Below are 15,572 nucleotides of genomic sequence, written 5' to 3' on the forward strand. Positions count from 1 at the left end.
CTAGGAAGCTAGCCGCAGGCTGTACTTGAGTACGGTAAGGCGACGCTGACGTGGTTTGAATTTGATTTTCGAAGAGTATTACAAGGATAGTATAACCCCTCCCCTTAGGTCAGAGTCAAGTGTTTTTACGAAAAATTTTTAACTTTTTGAGAAAGGTGTGAAAACTTGAAAATGGTTTTCTTGACAGACCTTAGAAAACATGATAGGATAGTCAAGTCTATCAATCAAACAGAAGGTTCATAAAGAGCCATTGAGAGAAGGCTATTTGACAACTCAAGTAGCCTTTTCTTATTTTAAAAAAGAGATTGGAGTTTCAACTATGTCAGAAAAATCGCAATGGGGTTCTAAACTGGGCTTTATCCTAGCATCTGCTGGCTCAGCCATTGGACTTGGAGCCGTTTGGAAATTTCCCTACATGACTGCTGCTAATGGCGGTGGAGGCTTTTTACTAGTCTTTCTCATTTCCACCATTTTAATCGGTTTCCCGCTCCTGCTTGCTGAATTTGCCCTTGGCCGTAGCGCTGGCGTTTCCGCTATCAAAACCTTTGGAAAACTGGGCAACAATAACAAGTACAACTTTATCGGTTGGATTGGTGCCTTTGCCCTCTTTATCCTTCTCTCTTTTTACAGTGTTATCGGTGGATGGATTCTAGTCTATCTAGGTATTGAGTTCGGGAAATTGTTCCAACTTGGCGGAACGGGTGATTATGCTCAGTTATTTACTTCAATCATTTCAAATCCAGCCATTGCCCTAGGAGCTCAAGCAGCCTTTATCTTATTGAATATCTTTATTGTATCACGTGGGGTTCAAAAAGGGATTGAAAGAGCCTCAAAGGTTATGATGCCTCTGCTCTTTATCATTTTTGTCGTGATCATTGGACGCTCTCTCAGTTTGCCAAATGCCATGGAAGGCGTTCTCTACTTCCTCAAACCTGACTTCTCAAAACTAACCAGTGCTGGCTTCCTTTATGCTCTAGGCCAATCTTTCTTTGCCCTTTCACTAGGGGTCACAGCCATGCTGACCTATGCTTCCTACTTGGACAAGAAAACCAATCTAGTCCAATCAGGAATCTCCATTGTAGCCATGAACATCTCGGTATCCATCATGGCAGGTCTAGCCATTTTCCCTGCCATGTCAGCCTTTAACATCCAGTCTGAAGGGGGACCAAGCCTACTCTTTATCGTCTTGCCTCAACTCTTTGACAAGATGCCCTTTGGAACCATTTTCTACATCCTTTTCCTCTTGCTCTTCCTTTTTGCGACGCTCACTTCTTCAGTCGTCATGCTGGAAATCAATGTGGGCAATATCACCAATCAGGACAACAGCAAGCGGGCTAAGTGGAGTGCCATTTTAGGAATCTTGACCTTTGTTTTTGGAATTCCTTCAGCCCTATCTTACGGAGTTATGGCGGATGTTCACATTTTTGGTAAAACCTTCTTTGACGCCATGGATTTCTTGGTTTCCAATCTCCTCATGCCATTTGGAGCCCTCTGCCTTTCTCTCTTTACAGGCTACATCTTCAAAAAGGCCCTTGCCATGGAGGAACTCCATCTCGATGAAAGAGCTTGGAAACAGGGACTTTCCCAAGTCTGGCTCTTCCTTCTTCGTTTCATCATTCCAATTATCATCATTGTAGTCTTTATCGCCCAATTTATGTAATCAAAAAGGACTTGAGTAGTGAACTCAGGCCCTTTCTTTTTTATGGATGGCTCACAATCAATTCCAAATCTTGCCCTTCCAATGTCCAAGCTTCAACATCACTTGGTAGGATAAAGTGGCTGCCTTTTTGGATTGGATAATCTTTTCCATCTACAATCAGTTTCCCTTGGCCAGCTAAGACACTCAACAAGCTGTAGTCAGCTGTCTTTTCAAAATCAACTTTTCCAGTGATTTCCCACTTGTAAACGGCGAAGAAATCATTGGATACAAGGAGAGTTGAACGTAGGTCATCAGCCTTGATAGTTACAGGACGGCTATTTGCTGGTTCACCAATGTTCAAGACATCGATGGATTTTTCAAGGTGAAGCTCACGCAAGTTGCCATTGTCGTCCTTGCGGTCAAAGTCATAGACACGGTAGGTTGTATCACTAGACTGCTGGGTTTCAAGAATCAAGATTCCCGCCCCGATAGCGTGCATGGTTCCGCTTGGTACATAGAAGAAATCTCCAGCCTTAACAGGGACTTTTGTTAATAGACCATCCCAGTCTTTAGCTTCGATTTGCTGGCGGAGTTCTTCTTTTGACTTGGCATTGTGGCCATAGATAATCTCTGAACCTTCGTCTGCTGCGATGATATACCAGCATTCTGTTTTTCCAAGTTCACCTTCATGCTCGAGCCCGTATGCATCGTCTGGATGAACTTGGACACTGAGCCAGTCGTTGGCATCGAGAATCTTGGTCAACAGTGGAAATACAGGTTCTGGACGGTTGCCAAACAATTCACGGTGTTCCGCATACAAAGTTGCTAGGTCTGTTCCCTGGTAGCGTCCATTGGCAACTTTAGAAACCCCATTTGGGTGGGCTGAGATAGCCCAGTATTCTCCGATTTTTTCACTTGGAATGTCGTAACCAAACTCATCACGTAGCTTGGTTCCACCCCAGATTTTTTCTTGCATAACTGATTGTAAAAATAATGGTTCTGACATGTCGATCTCCTGTCTGATTTTTCTCCCCTCATTATAGCAAAAAAAGAGTTCGAATTGAACTCTTTTTCCTATCTTATAAAGTAGGGAGAAGATTTTGTAAAAATAGTAACGAAACAATCTTTTACTTGATGGAGGAAACCCTAAAGCAGCACTCAGAAAGCAAGCAAGCAACGGCTGTTTTCCTCAACTCGCCTTAAAATTTTTCACTTAAGACTATATTTCGCTAAAAAAAGACTAAAAACCAGTCTCTTTTGTTCCTTTTAAATCAAAGCTGTGATAGCCGTTACTAGGCCAAAAACGATACCCGGTGCATTAGCAGCCGCAAGTGGAATATCTCTTTCTTTCTTGAAAAGACCGTAGTAAACCCAAAGACTACAGTTAATGGCTGCGACCAAGGGTTGGATGAAGTTTCCTTTTTGACCAGCCAGGTTGTTCATGATTTGTGGGAAGTAAGACACATACATCATAACGGACATGAAGGTCGCTACCCAGCCCAAAATTTTCATTTGTTTTTCAGACATTTTCAAAACTTCTTTCATTTTTATGAATCATATTTTATAATCTTTCTTCAAAACAATCAAGACTTTGAAGCTTTTGTTATGAAGATGTAAACTATCACAATCTTGTGATAAGAAAGAGGAAACAGAAAAAGACCGGATTGCTCCGATCTTTCAATAGTTCCTATTCTCACATTCTGTATTAAGAATAATTATGGTTAGCTTCAAATGATTAAGCGCCCTATTTCATACGATAAAAATCAATCACTAGACCAGCAGGGCCTTTAACTAGTAGCGATTCCGTTCCCCAATCGGTTACAACTGGGCCGTTTAAAACTGTGATACCAAGATCTTTTAACCGTTTGTAGTTCTGATTTAGTTCCTCAACCTCGATGTGAAGAATGATTCCTGACTGAAAGTTTTCCAAAGAAATCAAATGATTTTGAGACAACATGAGACAATGACTGCCAATCGTGAACTGAGCAAAACTGTCGTCAACATAATCGGCTTTTTTATCCAAAATACGCTCCAAGTCAGCACAGACCTGGGGAACATTTGAAACGATGATATCTAATTGATTTAAATTCATTTACTATCCTCCATAAAAAGACCGGATTGCTCCGATCTTTTCAAGTTCTACTCTAAGAAAATCAAAGAATAAAATCTGCAAAGTTTACATTTGATTTTCGATGAGAGGAATTATTTGATTGCGCGTGATTGCAATCCTTCTTCTTCCAAGAAGAGGCGGAATGGTACGAGTTCTTCTGCTTCGTATTTTTCCTTAAAGGCTTTGATTGCTTCTTCTGAGTGAAGTTTTGTATCCAATTCAAGTACTTCTACTGGAAGTGGACGATGTTGAGAGATGCGAGCATCGATCACAACAGTTTTACCTTCTTTGTTCAATTTAACAGCTTCTGCAACAACTGCATCAATATCTTCGATACGGTCAACTGTAAATCCTACAGCACCTTGCGCTTCAGCGATTTTCGCATAGTCAGCATTAGGGAAGTCACAACCAAACAAATGTTTGTTTGTGTCTTCGTATTTGTCCTTGATGAAGGCATATTTACCATTTGAGAAGACAACGTTGATAACTGGAAGGTCGTATTGAACGTTTGTGATAACGTCTGGGTAGCACATGTTGAATGCACCGTCACCCATGATGTTCCATACTTGGCGATCTGGATTGTCTTTCTTAGCAGCGATACCACCAGGAAGGGCAATACCCATTGTCGCAAAGAGTGGAGATGTACGCCACATGTTCTTAGGTGTCATGTGAAGGTGACGAGTAGATGTTTGAGTAGTGTCACCTACGTCGATTGAGTAGATAGCGTCTTGATCAGCATGTTTGTTGATTGCATTGTAAACTTGATACAATTGCAATTCACCCTCAGTTTTACCTTCGAGTTTGTTCATGTAATCACGCCAGTTTTGGTTGTTCTTAACGTTTGCACGCCACCATGGAGTAGATTCAACTGGGTTGACTTTGTCAAGAATAGCTTTGGCTGCTTGACCAGCATCACCAAGGATAGACGCGTCAAGGGCATGACGTTTACCAAGTTTGTAAGGGTCGATATCCACTTGGATGAATTTTTCAGTGTTCTTGAAGGCTTCGTAAACTTCAGCAAATGGGAAGTTTGAACCAAGGAAAAGAACTGTGTCTGCTTCAAAGACCACTTCGTTGGCTGGTTTCCAACCAACACGGTAAGCAGAACCTGTCAAACCTTCATAGTTCCATTCGAAGGCTTCAAAGTTTTTACCAGTTGTGATGATTGGTGCTTTGATTTTACGTGACAATTCAGTAATCACTTCACCAGCTTTGACACCACCGTAACCAGCATAGATAACTGGTCGTTCAGCATTGTTCAAGATTTCAACAGCTTTGTCGATTTCAACTTCGTTCAAAGCAGGAGCGATAAATGAACGTTCGTATGAACCTGAACCGTAGTATGAGTTTTCGTCGATTTCTTGGAAACCGAAGTTTACTGGGATTTCAACAACAGCTGGACCCTTTTTAGAAACTGCAGCACGGCAAGCTTCATCGATTACTTTTGGCAATTGCTCAGCGTAAGCGACACGTTTGTTGTAGACAGCGATACCGTTGTACATTGGGTTTTGGTTCAATTCTTGGAAAGCATCCATGTTGAGTTCGTTAACTGGACGTGATCCAAGGATAGCAAGGAATGGAGTGTTATCCATAGCTGCATCGTAAACACCGTTAATCAAGTGAGTCGCACCTGGACCACCTGAACCAACTGCAACCCCGATAGAACCGCCAAATTTAGCTTGCATAACCGCTGCAAGAGCACCTGTTTCTTCGTGGCGAACTTGCAAGAAGCGGATATCTTTGTCTTCAGCCAAAGCGTCCATCAATGAGCTGAGTGTTCCTGATGGGATACCGTAGATTGTATCTACGCCCCATGTTTTCAATACGTTGAGCATTGCTGCAGATGCAGTAATTTTTCCTTGAGTCATAATGATAACTCTCCTTCAAATATTTTTAAAACTTGATTCATCCGTTTTCATATACTATTTGAAAACGTTTCAGCAAATTTTTACTCTACTACTTTACCACATTTGTTTTGGGTCTCCTAAGAATGTGCTCAGAAGTTTTTATACTCTATTGCAGTACAGTTTGAAAATGTTTTATGTGACTGTTTTATAATAAAAAGCGAGTAAGCTCGCTTTTAGTCTATTTTACTAAAGTTTAGCATGAGTGAACTGGTCAGAACGGATACAGAACTAAAGGCCATGGCAAGACCTGCCAGTTCTGGATTGAGGGCCAGTCCAACACCTGAAAAAACTCCTGCTGCTATCGGAATTCCGACGACATTGTAGATAAAGGCCCAGAAGAGGTTGAGAAGAATTCGATTGAAGGTTTTCTTGCTCATATCAAAAGCACGAACCACTCCTAGGAGGTTATTGGTTGTTAACACCAAATCTGCTGACTCGATGGCGATATCGGTTCCAGCACCCATGGCAATTCCCACATCTGCTACACTGAGGGCTGGCGCATCATTAATACCATCCCCAACAAAGGCTACTTTGCCAGACTCTTGTAGTTTATGGATTTCATGGGCTTTTTCTTCTGGCAAGACACCTGCAATGACCTCTTCAATACCAATCTGATCGGCAATAGCACGCGCTACACCTGCATTATCTCCTGTCAGCATGACTGTTTTAAGACCACGTTTTTTCAACTGACTGATGGCCAGCTTGGCATTTCCCTTGGGAATGTCTTGCAAAGCAAGCAAACCTTTGATTTCATTGTCCACAGCCAAGAAAACAACTGTCTTAGCTTCTTTTTCTAGTTCTTCTAGTTTTTCTTGATAAGCGCTAGAAATATCCATACTATCCAGCATTTTAGCATTTCCAAGCAGAACTTGTTTTCCAGCTATTTGCCCTGAAACACCTTTTCCATGCAAGGCTTGGAAATTTTCAACAGTTTGAAGCTCAAGTCCTGCTTCACTCGCCCGTTTGACAATGGCTTGAGCCAATGGGTGTTGAGAGGATTCTTCTAAGGAAGCTGCCAAGCCAAGTACTTCATTCTCATCGCCAATGATATCTATGACCACTGGTTTTCCTTCCGTCAAAGTCCCTGTCTTATCAAACACAATAGTTTGGACTTTCTGAATTTCCTGTAAGACTGTTCCATTTTTGAGAAGAACCCCCATTTTGGCACTGCGTCCTGTCCCTACCATAAGAGCTGTCGGTGTTGCAAGACCCAAGGCACAAGGGCAGGCAATAATCAAAACCGCAACTCCATAGAGAAGAGAAGACACAAAGCTAGCTCCAAGCACGACTACACTATCCCTGAGCAAGACGAACCAAACCCAAAAGGTCACGATTCCTAAAATGACAACTGCTGGGACAAAAATCCCTGAAATCTTATCCGTCAAGTCCTGAATCGGTGCGCGACTGGTTTGGGCTTTCTTCACAAAATCCACAATCTGTGCCAAAACAGTCTCTGAACCAACTTTTTCTGCCCTAAAAACAAGCGTTCCGCTATTATTGATGGTGGAGCCAATGACGGTATCTCCAACTGTTTTGTCTACCGGCAAGCTCTCACCTGTCACCATGGATTCGTCAATACTAGAGACACCTTCTACTACGACCCCATCAACTGCAATCTTTTCACCGGGCCGCACTCGAATCAGGTCACCTACCTTGACTTGGTCCAAGGGGACTTGAACATAGCTATCCTCACGCAAGACTTCTGCTGTTTTAGCCTGCAAGTCTAGTAGTTTCTCTACAGCTTGGGACGTATTTTTTCTCATTTTTTCCTCAAAAACTGCCCCCAAAAGAACGAAAAAGAGGATAAAACCAGCACTTTCAAAGTAAACAGGGAGACCTGCAAAGAGGGCTACTAGGCTATAGAAATAAGCCACTAGAGTTCCCAGAGCAACCAAGGTATCCATATTGGCATTGTGTTTTTTAAAGCTGGCCCAAGCACTCTGAATATAAGGGCCACCGGCCACTAGCATGATAGGTGTTGTAGCTAAAAAGGTACCCCAATGCATGACTGGATGACTAATAGTCCCTGTCAACATCCCAATCATGAGAATCACAAGAGGCACAGTAAAGATACTAGTAATCCAAAAACGTTGCAAGAGGGATAGAGATTTTCGTGTCTTCTCAACGACTGTATAACTTCCTTTTTGCATCTTCATGCCACAAGAAAATTCATGTTGCCCTAATTCTTGAGGCGTAAAACGAATCACCTTTTCCTCATCTACGCCGATTGGTTCTAAGATGCCTTCTTCTTCAAAAAGAATTTCCTTATAACAGTTTGAAGGAGTTGCTCGATAAAAGGTAATCTCAGCCGGAATCCCTTTCTGAAGCTGAATATGGGCAGGATGATAGCCTTTTTCAGCTGTAATACGGATTTTTTGAATGCCATTTTCTAAGTTTGCTTTCACAATTTCAGTCATAGTCTCCTCCTACTCTACAATCATCTTGCCGTGCATCATGTTCATACCACATGCAAAGCCAAACTCTCCAGCCTCTTCAGGTGTGATTTCCACTACATATTGTTCCCCCATAGGCAAGTCCTCATGCACTCCAAAGTCTGGAAAAACAATTTGATCCAGACAGGGTGAAGGGTCCTTACGGTCAAAGATAATGCGCGCTGGCACTGATTTCTTGAGAATAATCAACTCAGGCGTATAGCCCCCTTTGACCTCCACTCGAATCTCTTGGTAGCCCTTTTTTTGCTGGGCCTTTTGTTCAGATTTTTCAGGCTTTTTGAAAAACCAAAACAAGATAAACGCGATAAGGGCAATACAAATAATGGTTACAATACTATTTAACATGACGTCTCCTTTACATACAATTACATCTTACTTCAGCAACTGCGCTAGCTTTTTTATCAGAAATCACAGTTTCCAAGTCTGCCAAATCAGCCTGAGTAAAATCACATTCCATAATCAAATCAGCCACTAACTGTTTCATCCTACGAGAACAAACCTTGTCTTTGATATCTTGAACAAGCAAGTCTCGACTTTGATCCAAAGTTAAAAGAGCTGAATATACAAAGGACTTACCCTCTTTTTTCCTAGTCAGGCACTCTTTCTCTACTAAGCGAGCCAAAAGAGTTTGAATGGTCGACTTGGACCAGTCGAACCGCTCCGCCAAAACCCTGATCAAATCGCTACTGGTCTGTTCCCCTTGCATCCAAATAATCTTCATGACCTGCCATTCTGCATCTGAAATCTGCATAATCACACCTCCTAAATCTACATTTGTCGATTACAGTTATTAGTATACTGCGAAAATCTACATTTGTCAACTATAATTTTTATTATTTTTTTGAAAAATAGAATAATAATCATGTAACGAGAGATTTTCAGTCAAATTTTACTATATAAACTATAAAAATATGCTATACTGTAGAAAAAAGAAAACAACCACTAGGGGTGCGTAAAGCTGAGATTAACGACTGTTAGATCCCTTTGACTCAATCTAGGTAATGCTAGCTGATGGAAGTGGAAATGATAATGAGGACTACTTGTCTTCTATTGCTTTCCTGAAACAGACTAGCTTGTTCTTAAGAATACAAACTTCAGTTGGTTGGGAGGTTTTAGATGACTTATTTACCCGTTGCTCTAACTATTGCAGGGACTGACCCTAGTGGCGGTGCTGGCATTATGGCTGATTTAAAGTCATTCCAAGCTAGAGATGTCTATGGAATGGCCGTTGTAACCAGTCTTGTCGCTCAAAATACCAGAGGCGTTCAATTAATCGAGCACGTCTCCAACCAAATGTTGGAAGCCCAATTGGAGAGTGTCTTTTCGGATATCAAGCCTCAGGCTGTAAAAACAGGGATGTTGGCAACTACTGAAATCATGGAGATCATCCAACCCTATCTTAAAAAACTGGACTGCCCCTACGTGCTGGACCCTGTTATGGTCGCAACAAGCGGTGATACCCTGATAGATACTAGTGCGAGAAGCTACCTAAAAACAAATCTGCTTCCCCTTGCAACTATTATCACTCCCAATCTTCCTGAAGCAGAAGAGATTGTTGGTTTTTCGATTCATGATCCAGAAGACATGCAGCGTGCTGGTCGCCTGATTATAAAAGAATTTGGTCCTCAGTCCGTTGTTATCAAAGGTGGTCATCTTGAAGGTGGTGCCAAGGATTTTCTTTTTACCAAGGAGGAACAATTTGACTGGGAAAGTCCAAGAATTCAAACCTGTCACACCCATGGTACTGGATGTACCTTTGCTGCTGTGATTACGGCTGAACTAGCCAAGGGCAGAAGCCTTTATCAGGCAGTCGATAAGGCCAAGGCCTTTATCACGAAAGCCATCCAAGACGCTCCTCAACTCGGACATGGTTCTGGCCCAGTCAACCATACAACTTTTAAAGATTAAGAAAAAACTCTCTAGTTCCCGCAATAAGGAAATTAGAGAGTTTTTGATTAGGAAACAATGTCATCTAGCTTTGTTAAAAAGGCTTGCGTTTTTGCCTCAATATCTTCTGCCTGCATCAGATTACGTACGACAGCTACTCCAGCTATACCCGTGCCGATAAGTTGGTCAATATTCTCTGACGTCAAGCCTCCAATAGCAACTACTGGAATGGCGACCGTTTGGCAAATTGTTTTCAAGGTTGAAATCAGAGTGATGGGGGCATTTTCTTTGGTCGTAGTCGGGAAAATGGCTCCTGTTCCCAAGTAATTTGCCCCTCCTTCTTCTGCCTCGAGGGCTCTTTTAACTGTTTTAGCAGTGACACCGAGGATTTTTTCAGGACCCAAGACTTTGCGGGCAACCGAAACTGGTAGTTCATCGTCGCCGATATGCAAACCTGCAGCATCAACTGCGAGACAGACATCCAAACGATCATCGATTATCAAGGGTACCTGATAGGCATCGGTTATTTCCTTGACTTGTTTTGCCAGTTGATAGTATTGATTGGTTGTGAGATTTTTTTCTCGTAATTGGATGATGGTAACACCTGAACGGCAGGCTGTCTCAACTTTTTCAAGAAAGTTTTCCAAGGAATCTTGGTAGCGATTGGTTACTAGATACAGTTTAAGTGATTCTCTATTCATAAAAATCTCCTTTGATGGCTTCTAGCCAGTTTTCATCTCTTTTTAGGAGAGAGAGTTGATTGAGAACTTGGTAACGAAAATCTTCCAATCCCATTCCTTGAACAAGAATTCTCTCAGCAGCGATATTGAGATAAGAGACCGCTAGACAAGAAGCTTCAAAGGCAGTCATTCCTTGGCTAAGAAAAACGGCTGTCAAGGCTCCAACTAAGTCTCCTGTCCCTGTTATCCAGTCTAATTCTGCACAGCCATTTCCCAATACAGCAACTTGATTTTCTGAAACGATGAGGTCCTTGGGGCCAGTGACTAAGAATGACATACCAGAATAGGTCTGACACCAGTCTTTCAAGACTTGAAGCAAATCCTCCGTTTCTTGATCTTTATGGCTAGCGTCAACTCCAACTCCGTGGTGCTTTAATCCAACAAGACTTCGGATTTCTGACATATTTCCTTTAAGGACCGTGGGCTTGTATTCTAAAAGATCTCTGACTAGATCCTTACGAATGGGGGAAGCCGCAACGCCAACTGCATCTACTACCATTGGGAGACAAGCTTGAGCTGCATAAGTAGCTGCCATGCGGATTGCTTTCTCCTTCTCAGCTGACAAATGCCCCAAATTGATGAAGAGAGCTTGGCTTTGTTTAGTAAAATCAAGAACCTCACGGGGATCATCTGCCATGACAGGTTTAGATCCCAGAGCCAAAATCCCATTGGCCAGCATCTCACAGGAAATCTCATTGGTGATGCAGTGAATTAAGGAGCTAGAGCTCAGAGGAAAGGGATTTGTCAATGCTTGCATCAGTCTATCCTTTCTCCAAAGAAATATCCTTGTACTTTTTTAAAGAATTCCTGCTTGATTAAAAATCGAAAGGCAAGAAAAGCTATGGCTGTACCGATCAAGGTCGCTCCGAAAAATCGCGGAGTATAGATAAACCAGCTGAGCTTGGCCGCAGATCCTGTAAAGAGAACCATGACAGGATAGGAAACAATGGAACCGATAATCCCTGTTCCCAAAATCTCTCCTAGGGCAGAATAATGAAATTTTCGACCGTACTTATAAAAGAGACCTGCAAGGAGGGCTCCAAAAGTAGCTCCTGTGAGGGCCAAGGGCGGAATGCCTTGAGTAGACATACGGATAAAGGCTGTGACTGTAGCCATAACTAAGGCATAAACAGGCCCCATCAAGATTCCTGCAAGAATGTTGACTACACTGGACATTGGTGCCATCCCTTCAATTCGAAAGATGGGTGTAAGAACTACGTCAAGGGCAATCATCATGGATAAAATGGTTAATTTGTGAACTTGAAGTCGGTGGTTTCTCATTTTCTATTTCTTCTCTTTTTCTAAGGACTGCAAATCACTCGTCCATGTTTGGTGTTGGTAAGCCATCTCCCAAAACTTGGCTTCCATGTGGACACTGCGGTGGAAGGCCTCTAGCATTTTTTGTTTGTCCGTCTTGTTGCTTTCTCGATAGAGTTGATTGACCAGCGCTTCTTCCTCTTTAATCTGCTGTTCTAATTCATCGGTGATATAGGTTTCAATCCACTGTTGATAAAGAGGATTCGGGGATGGTTTGTGGTTAAGCGCCTTTCCCAAATCATGGTATAACCAAGGACATGGGAGCAAACTAGCAAAAGCAATGGCTAGATTTGCTTCTTCAAATTGACGATAAATGTGAGAAATGTAATGATAACAGGTTGGAGCAATCGGTTGCTCCTCCATTTCCTGGTCACTGATTCCTAATTCCTTGAAAAATTGTTGGCGGATAAACAACTCACCATCCACTAGACTCTGGGCATTTTGTTTCAAGAGTCTTTTCATCTTCTCATTTGAAGTCTTATCAGCCAAGAGGTGATAAGCTTCTGAAAAAGACTTCAGGTAATAAGCATCCTGAATTAAGTAATAGCGGAAAATAGAAGGTTCTAAATTCCCCTCTTGCAACTGTAAAACAAAAGGGTGATGAAAGGAGGCCTGCCAAGCTTCCTTGGATAATTCCATAGCAATATCTGTAAATTCCATAATAACTCCTTTATAGAAATAAACTGGTTTGAAGCAATAAAAAGATAAGCAGGTAGATTAATTTTATTTTTTTAGGAATATAAAAAATCCGATAGCTATTCTTCAACTGTGCATGTTCGTCATATCCGTGCGCAGATAGAGCTCTCAAGTAAAGATGGCGCCATCTAAAAACTGTCATCAGAACCTTACTGTAAATCAAGGGCGACCAAACATGCAGTTCTTGACCACGTAATAGGCAAGCTTCCTTGAGGGACTTGATTTCCTGCTGAATGAGGGGAAAGGCATTGAATACAACTATCAAGGCATAGGCCCAAGAACGCGATAACCCCTTTTGAGCCAAGTAGAGGAGAAGCTCTTTTAGGGAAATACTAGAAACAAAGACAAGACCGATACAAACCGTCACAAAAGCCCTCGTTCCAAGCATGACTGCCTGCGAAGCATCCCCATGTAACTGAACCGCCCAGTAGTTGGCGAAAGAAGGTAAAATGGCGAGCAAAATCATCCAAGCCAATATTTTAAATCGACGGTAATAGAGTAAAAAGAGTATGCAAAATGCGACTACCGAAAGATTAAGACTAATCGAAGGAATGAAAGATGTTTCCAAGGATAAAACTAGAAAGAAGAGACTGATAACCGGTGTCTTAGTTGCTACTTTGATCATACTACCTCACCTCCCCTAGAGTATCATTTTTCAGAGATGGGAGAGGTTTGCTGATGGTCACTTCTTTCACATGACTAAGACCCTGACTAGTCATCTCAATCCAATAATCAACCACAGAGATCAAGGGATCTAAACGATGGCTAATGATCAAAAAACTTCTTCCTTGATTTCTATCCTCCAACATCCACTGACAAAAATAATGGCAGGCTCTATCATCCAAACCAGCAAATGGCTCATCTAGCAAGATCACAGAAGCCTTGCTGGTCAAGATGGACAAAAGCTGAAGTATCTTTTGCTGACCACCACTTAATTGATAGGGACTCCTATCAAGCGCCTGCTCCAGATCAAAATATCCTAAAGCTTGGAGAATCCGCTGATTTCTTTCAGAGTCTGGGCTATCTAGTTGCAGTTCCTCTCTCAGACTGCCTCGGATAAACTGCTTCTCAGCTTCCTGAACAACACCAGTCAGATCGCGATACAAACTTTTTTTCTTTTTTAGAACACAACTCTTCCAAGTAATGCGCCCCTTATACTTTTGAAATTGAAGAATAGACCGAAAGAGGGTTGATTTCCCGACACCATTGTCACCCAAGATACAGGAAATCCCTTGGTAAAATGTGAAATCCGCAATCGAAAAGAGGGGGCGATGATCCAGCTCACAAGTCAAACGGTCCATATGAAATAGTTCTGGGCTAGAAGCAACTTCCTTTGAAGCGACCTGTATCATCTCAGAGGAAGGGATTTGAAACACTTCTCTTAGTTGACCGTCTCTTAGCTCCACCATATGGTCGATATAGGCTTCATAGTCCGTTAAATCATGGTCACACAGGATAACTGTCTTCCCATCAGAGACCAACTCTTTTAGAATCTCCAATATCTCTATCCTACTCTTACGATCAATGGAAGCGAAGGGCTCATCCAAGAGATAGACCCTAGGATTCATAGCAAAGAGAACTGCCAGTGCAGCCTTTTGCTTTTCTCCACCTGATAAGTGATGAATTGGACGGTGCAAGATTGCCTTGCACCGACATTGCTGGACAACCTCTGCTATTTTAGAATCAATTTCCTGAACGGGATGCCCAATATTTTCCAAGGTAAAAATCAGCTCCTCAAACAAGTTCTCCATTGTAAATTGATGATTAGGATTTTGAAAGAGAATACCAATCGTCTGGACACGTTCGATGATAGAAAGCTGACTGACCTGGCTCCCATCTATCAGTACTTGACCACTATAAGGTAAGGAAGTGACCTGGGCAATGATTTGAAAGAGACTGGATTTTCCTGAACCACTGCTCCCAACTAACAAGGTAAAGGCTTGCTCATGAAAAGTAAAATCAATCGGTTCTGAAAAAATTGGGGACTGAATCCCCCGTAGTTCCAGCCCCATCTATGCCTTGCCTCCAGCTGCAAACTGATGATAGAGTTTGACAATGGCACGAACCAAGATAGTACAGAAGAAAAAGACGGAAATAAAACGTACCACTAGCAAGGAAAGGACAAAAGGAAGGGAGAAGGCATAGTAACCTAACTTAATGTATTCATAGACAAAGCTAAAAAGGGTAATCCCAATACTATTGGCAGTTAGAGAGAGCCAACTTTCATAGCGATTCTTGGTTACGATAAAACCAAGTTCACTTCCCAAACCTTGAACCAAGCCAGACAAAAGGGCACCTAGACCAAATTGGCTACCATAAAGAACTTCAGCAAGCGCAGCTAGCCCTTCTCCAATCGTTGCGCTTCCCACTCTTGGAACAAAGATGGCAGCAATGGGTGCAGCCATACACCAGAGACCAAAGAGGATTTCATTGGCAAAGGCCTGTAAACCAAGAGGTGCTAAAATCAGGGTGAGGATATCAAACAGATAGCCTGAACCCACAAAAACGCCACCAAAAAAGATAGACAAGAAAGCAAGTAAAATAACATCTTTTAACTGCCATTTTTTCAACATAAAAAACTCCTTTTTTAAAGAAAAGTGGGGTATTCAAGGTGAGCTACCGAAAGGCTTAACGTCCAGCCTATCCTCTTTTGATAAACAAAAAAACTCCAATTACAAACGAGAATTAGAGTTTACCTTACAAGATTAGACAGTTCTTTTCGACATACGAAAAAAACCTTTTCACATTTCCCTTCGACAGTACTAACTGTATCAGGTTCAATGGGTATCATCTCAGCCTAAAGCACCCCAAATGTCTTTATTA

General features: G+C 42.0%; 16 protein-coding genes and 2 riboswitches. Of the genes, 2 read left to right on the forward strand and 14 right to left on the reverse strand.

The annotated features are described in order from the left end of the window. The first annotated feature begins 319 nt into the window (after nucleotides 1-319). Nucleotides 320-1,660 (forward strand): sodium-dependent transporter, encoded by a 1,341-nt coding sequence (locus ADI74_RS04855; RefSeq protein WP_049537437.1) that lies wholly within the window; start codon nucleotides 320-322, stop codon nucleotides 1,658-1,660. 40 nt (nucleotides 1,661-1,700) lie between these two features. On the opposite strand, the gene manA is transcribed toward ADI74_RS04855, so the two are convergent. From manA to ADI74_RS04890, 7 genes are all read right to left on the reverse strand, one after another. Then, the gene (manA, locus tag ADI74_RS04860) at nucleotides 1,701-2,645 is read right to left on the reverse strand and encodes a mannose-6-phosphate isomerase, class I (RefSeq protein ID WP_049537416.1); all 945 of its coding nucleotides are present in this window, start codon (nucleotides 2,643-2,645) and stop codon (nucleotides 1,701-1,703) included. A 260-nt stretch (nucleotides 2,646-2,905) separates the two neighbouring features. Then, nucleotides 2,906-3,166 carry a SemiSWEET family transporter gene (locus ADI74_RS04865; RefSeq protein ID WP_001291473.1) on the reverse strand — a complete coding sequence of 87 codons (261 nt, stop codon included), beginning with the start codon at nucleotides 3,164-3,166 and terminating at the stop codon, nucleotides 2,906-2,908. Nucleotides 3,167-3,383: 217 nt separating this feature from the next. Next, nucleotides 3,384-3,731: a VOC family protein gene (locus tag ADI74_RS04870; RefSeq protein WP_049537417.1), complete on the reverse strand. Its 348-nt coding sequence runs from the start codon at nucleotides 3,729-3,731 to the stop codon at nucleotides 3,384-3,386. 110 nt (nucleotides 3,732-3,841) lie between these two features. Then, entirely contained in the window at nucleotides 3,842-5,617 is a 1,776-nt protein-coding gene (gene spxB / locus ADI74_RS04875; RefSeq protein ID WP_049537419.1) for a pyruvate oxidase, read from the reverse strand. Nucleotides 5,618-5,829: 212 nt separating this feature from the next. After that, nucleotides 5,830-8,073, reverse strand: a complete 2,244-nt coding sequence (locus ADI74_RS04880) for a heavy metal translocating P-type ATPase (protein ID WP_049537420.1) — start codon at nucleotides 8,071-8,073, stop codon at nucleotides 5,830-5,832. Nucleotides 8,074-8,082: 9 nt separating this feature from the next. Then, the gene (locus ADI74_RS04885; protein ID WP_049537421.1) at nucleotides 8,083-8,454 is read right to left on the reverse strand and encodes a cupredoxin domain-containing protein; all 372 of its coding nucleotides are present in this window, start codon (nucleotides 8,452-8,454) and stop codon (nucleotides 8,083-8,085) included. Between the two features lie 10 nt (nucleotides 8,455-8,464). Continuing rightward, entirely contained in the window at nucleotides 8,465-8,860 is a 396-nt protein-coding gene (locus ADI74_RS04890) for a CopY/TcrY family copper transport repressor (protein ID WP_049537423.1), read from the reverse strand. A 183-nt stretch (nucleotides 8,861-9,043) separates the two neighbouring features. After that, nucleotides 9,044-9,142, forward strand: a riboswitch (TPP riboswitch). An 83-nt stretch (nucleotides 9,143-9,225) separates the two neighbouring features. Between ADI74_RS04890 and thiD the strand changes: the two genes are divergently transcribed. Then, entirely contained in the window at nucleotides 9,226-10,017 is a 792-nt protein-coding gene (gene thiD / locus ADI74_RS04895; RefSeq protein WP_049537425.1) for a bifunctional hydroxymethylpyrimidine kinase/phosphomethylpyrimidine kinase, read from the forward strand. A 47-nt stretch (nucleotides 10,018-10,064) separates the two neighbouring features. Here the strand turns inward: thiD and thiE are convergent, their stop codons facing one another. Genes thiE through ADI74_RS04930 form a run of 7 tightly spaced genes read right to left on the reverse strand, consistent with a single transcriptional unit; the run spans nucleotide 10,065 to nucleotide 15,322 of the window. Next, on the reverse strand, nucleotides 10,065-10,697 hold the full coding sequence (thiE, locus tag ADI74_RS04900; protein ID WP_049537427.1) for a thiamine phosphate synthase: 633 nt from the start codon (nucleotides 10,695-10,697) through the stop codon (nucleotides 10,065-10,067). After that, complete coding sequence (locus tag ADI74_RS04905) at nucleotides 10,690-11,493, reverse strand: hydroxyethylthiazole kinase (RefSeq protein WP_049537428.1); 804 nt, start codon at nucleotides 11,491-11,493, stop codon at nucleotides 10,690-10,692. Before ADI74_RS04905 ends, thiE begins: the two co-directional genes overlap by 8 nt. Then, nucleotides 11,493-12,017 carry an energy coupling factor transporter S component ThiW gene (gene thiW, locus ADI74_RS04910; RefSeq protein WP_001244067.1) on the reverse strand — a complete coding sequence of 175 codons (525 nt, stop codon included), beginning with the start codon at nucleotides 12,015-12,017 and terminating at the stop codon, nucleotides 11,493-11,495. The genes ADI74_RS04905 and thiW overlap by 1 nt, the downstream gene beginning before the upstream one ends. A 3-nt stretch (nucleotides 12,018-12,020) precedes the next feature. Then, a complete protein-coding gene (gene tenA / locus ADI74_RS04915; RefSeq protein ID WP_049537430.1) occupies nucleotides 12,021-12,713 on the reverse strand; it encodes a thiaminase II in 693 nt (230 codons plus the stop codon). 10 nt (nucleotides 12,714-12,723) lie between these two features. Further along, nucleotides 12,724-13,374: an energy-coupling factor transporter transmembrane component T gene (locus ADI74_RS04920; RefSeq protein WP_049537432.1), complete on the reverse strand. Its 651-nt coding sequence runs from the start codon at nucleotides 13,372-13,374 to the stop codon at nucleotides 12,724-12,726. Between the two features lies 1 nt (nucleotide 13,375). Further along, a complete protein-coding gene (locus ADI74_RS04925; RefSeq protein ID WP_049537435.1) occupies nucleotides 13,376-14,761 on the reverse strand; it encodes an ATP-binding cassette domain-containing protein in 1,386 nt (461 codons plus the stop codon). Then, a complete protein-coding gene (locus ADI74_RS04930; RefSeq protein WP_049537436.1) occupies nucleotides 14,762-15,322 on the reverse strand; it encodes an ECF transporter S component in 561 nt (186 codons plus the stop codon). A gap of 158 nt (nucleotides 15,323-15,480) precedes the next feature. Next, a riboswitch (TPP riboswitch) is annotated at nucleotides 15,481-15,569 on the reverse strand. Between the last annotated feature and the right edge of the window lie 3 nt (nucleotides 15,570-15,572).

The sequence above is a fragment of the Streptococcus pseudopneumoniae genome (assembly GCF_001074565.1).
In the GTDB taxonomy this organism is placed as follows: domain Bacteria; phylum Bacillota; class Bacilli; order Lactobacillales; family Streptococcaceae; genus Streptococcus; species Streptococcus pseudopneumoniae_J.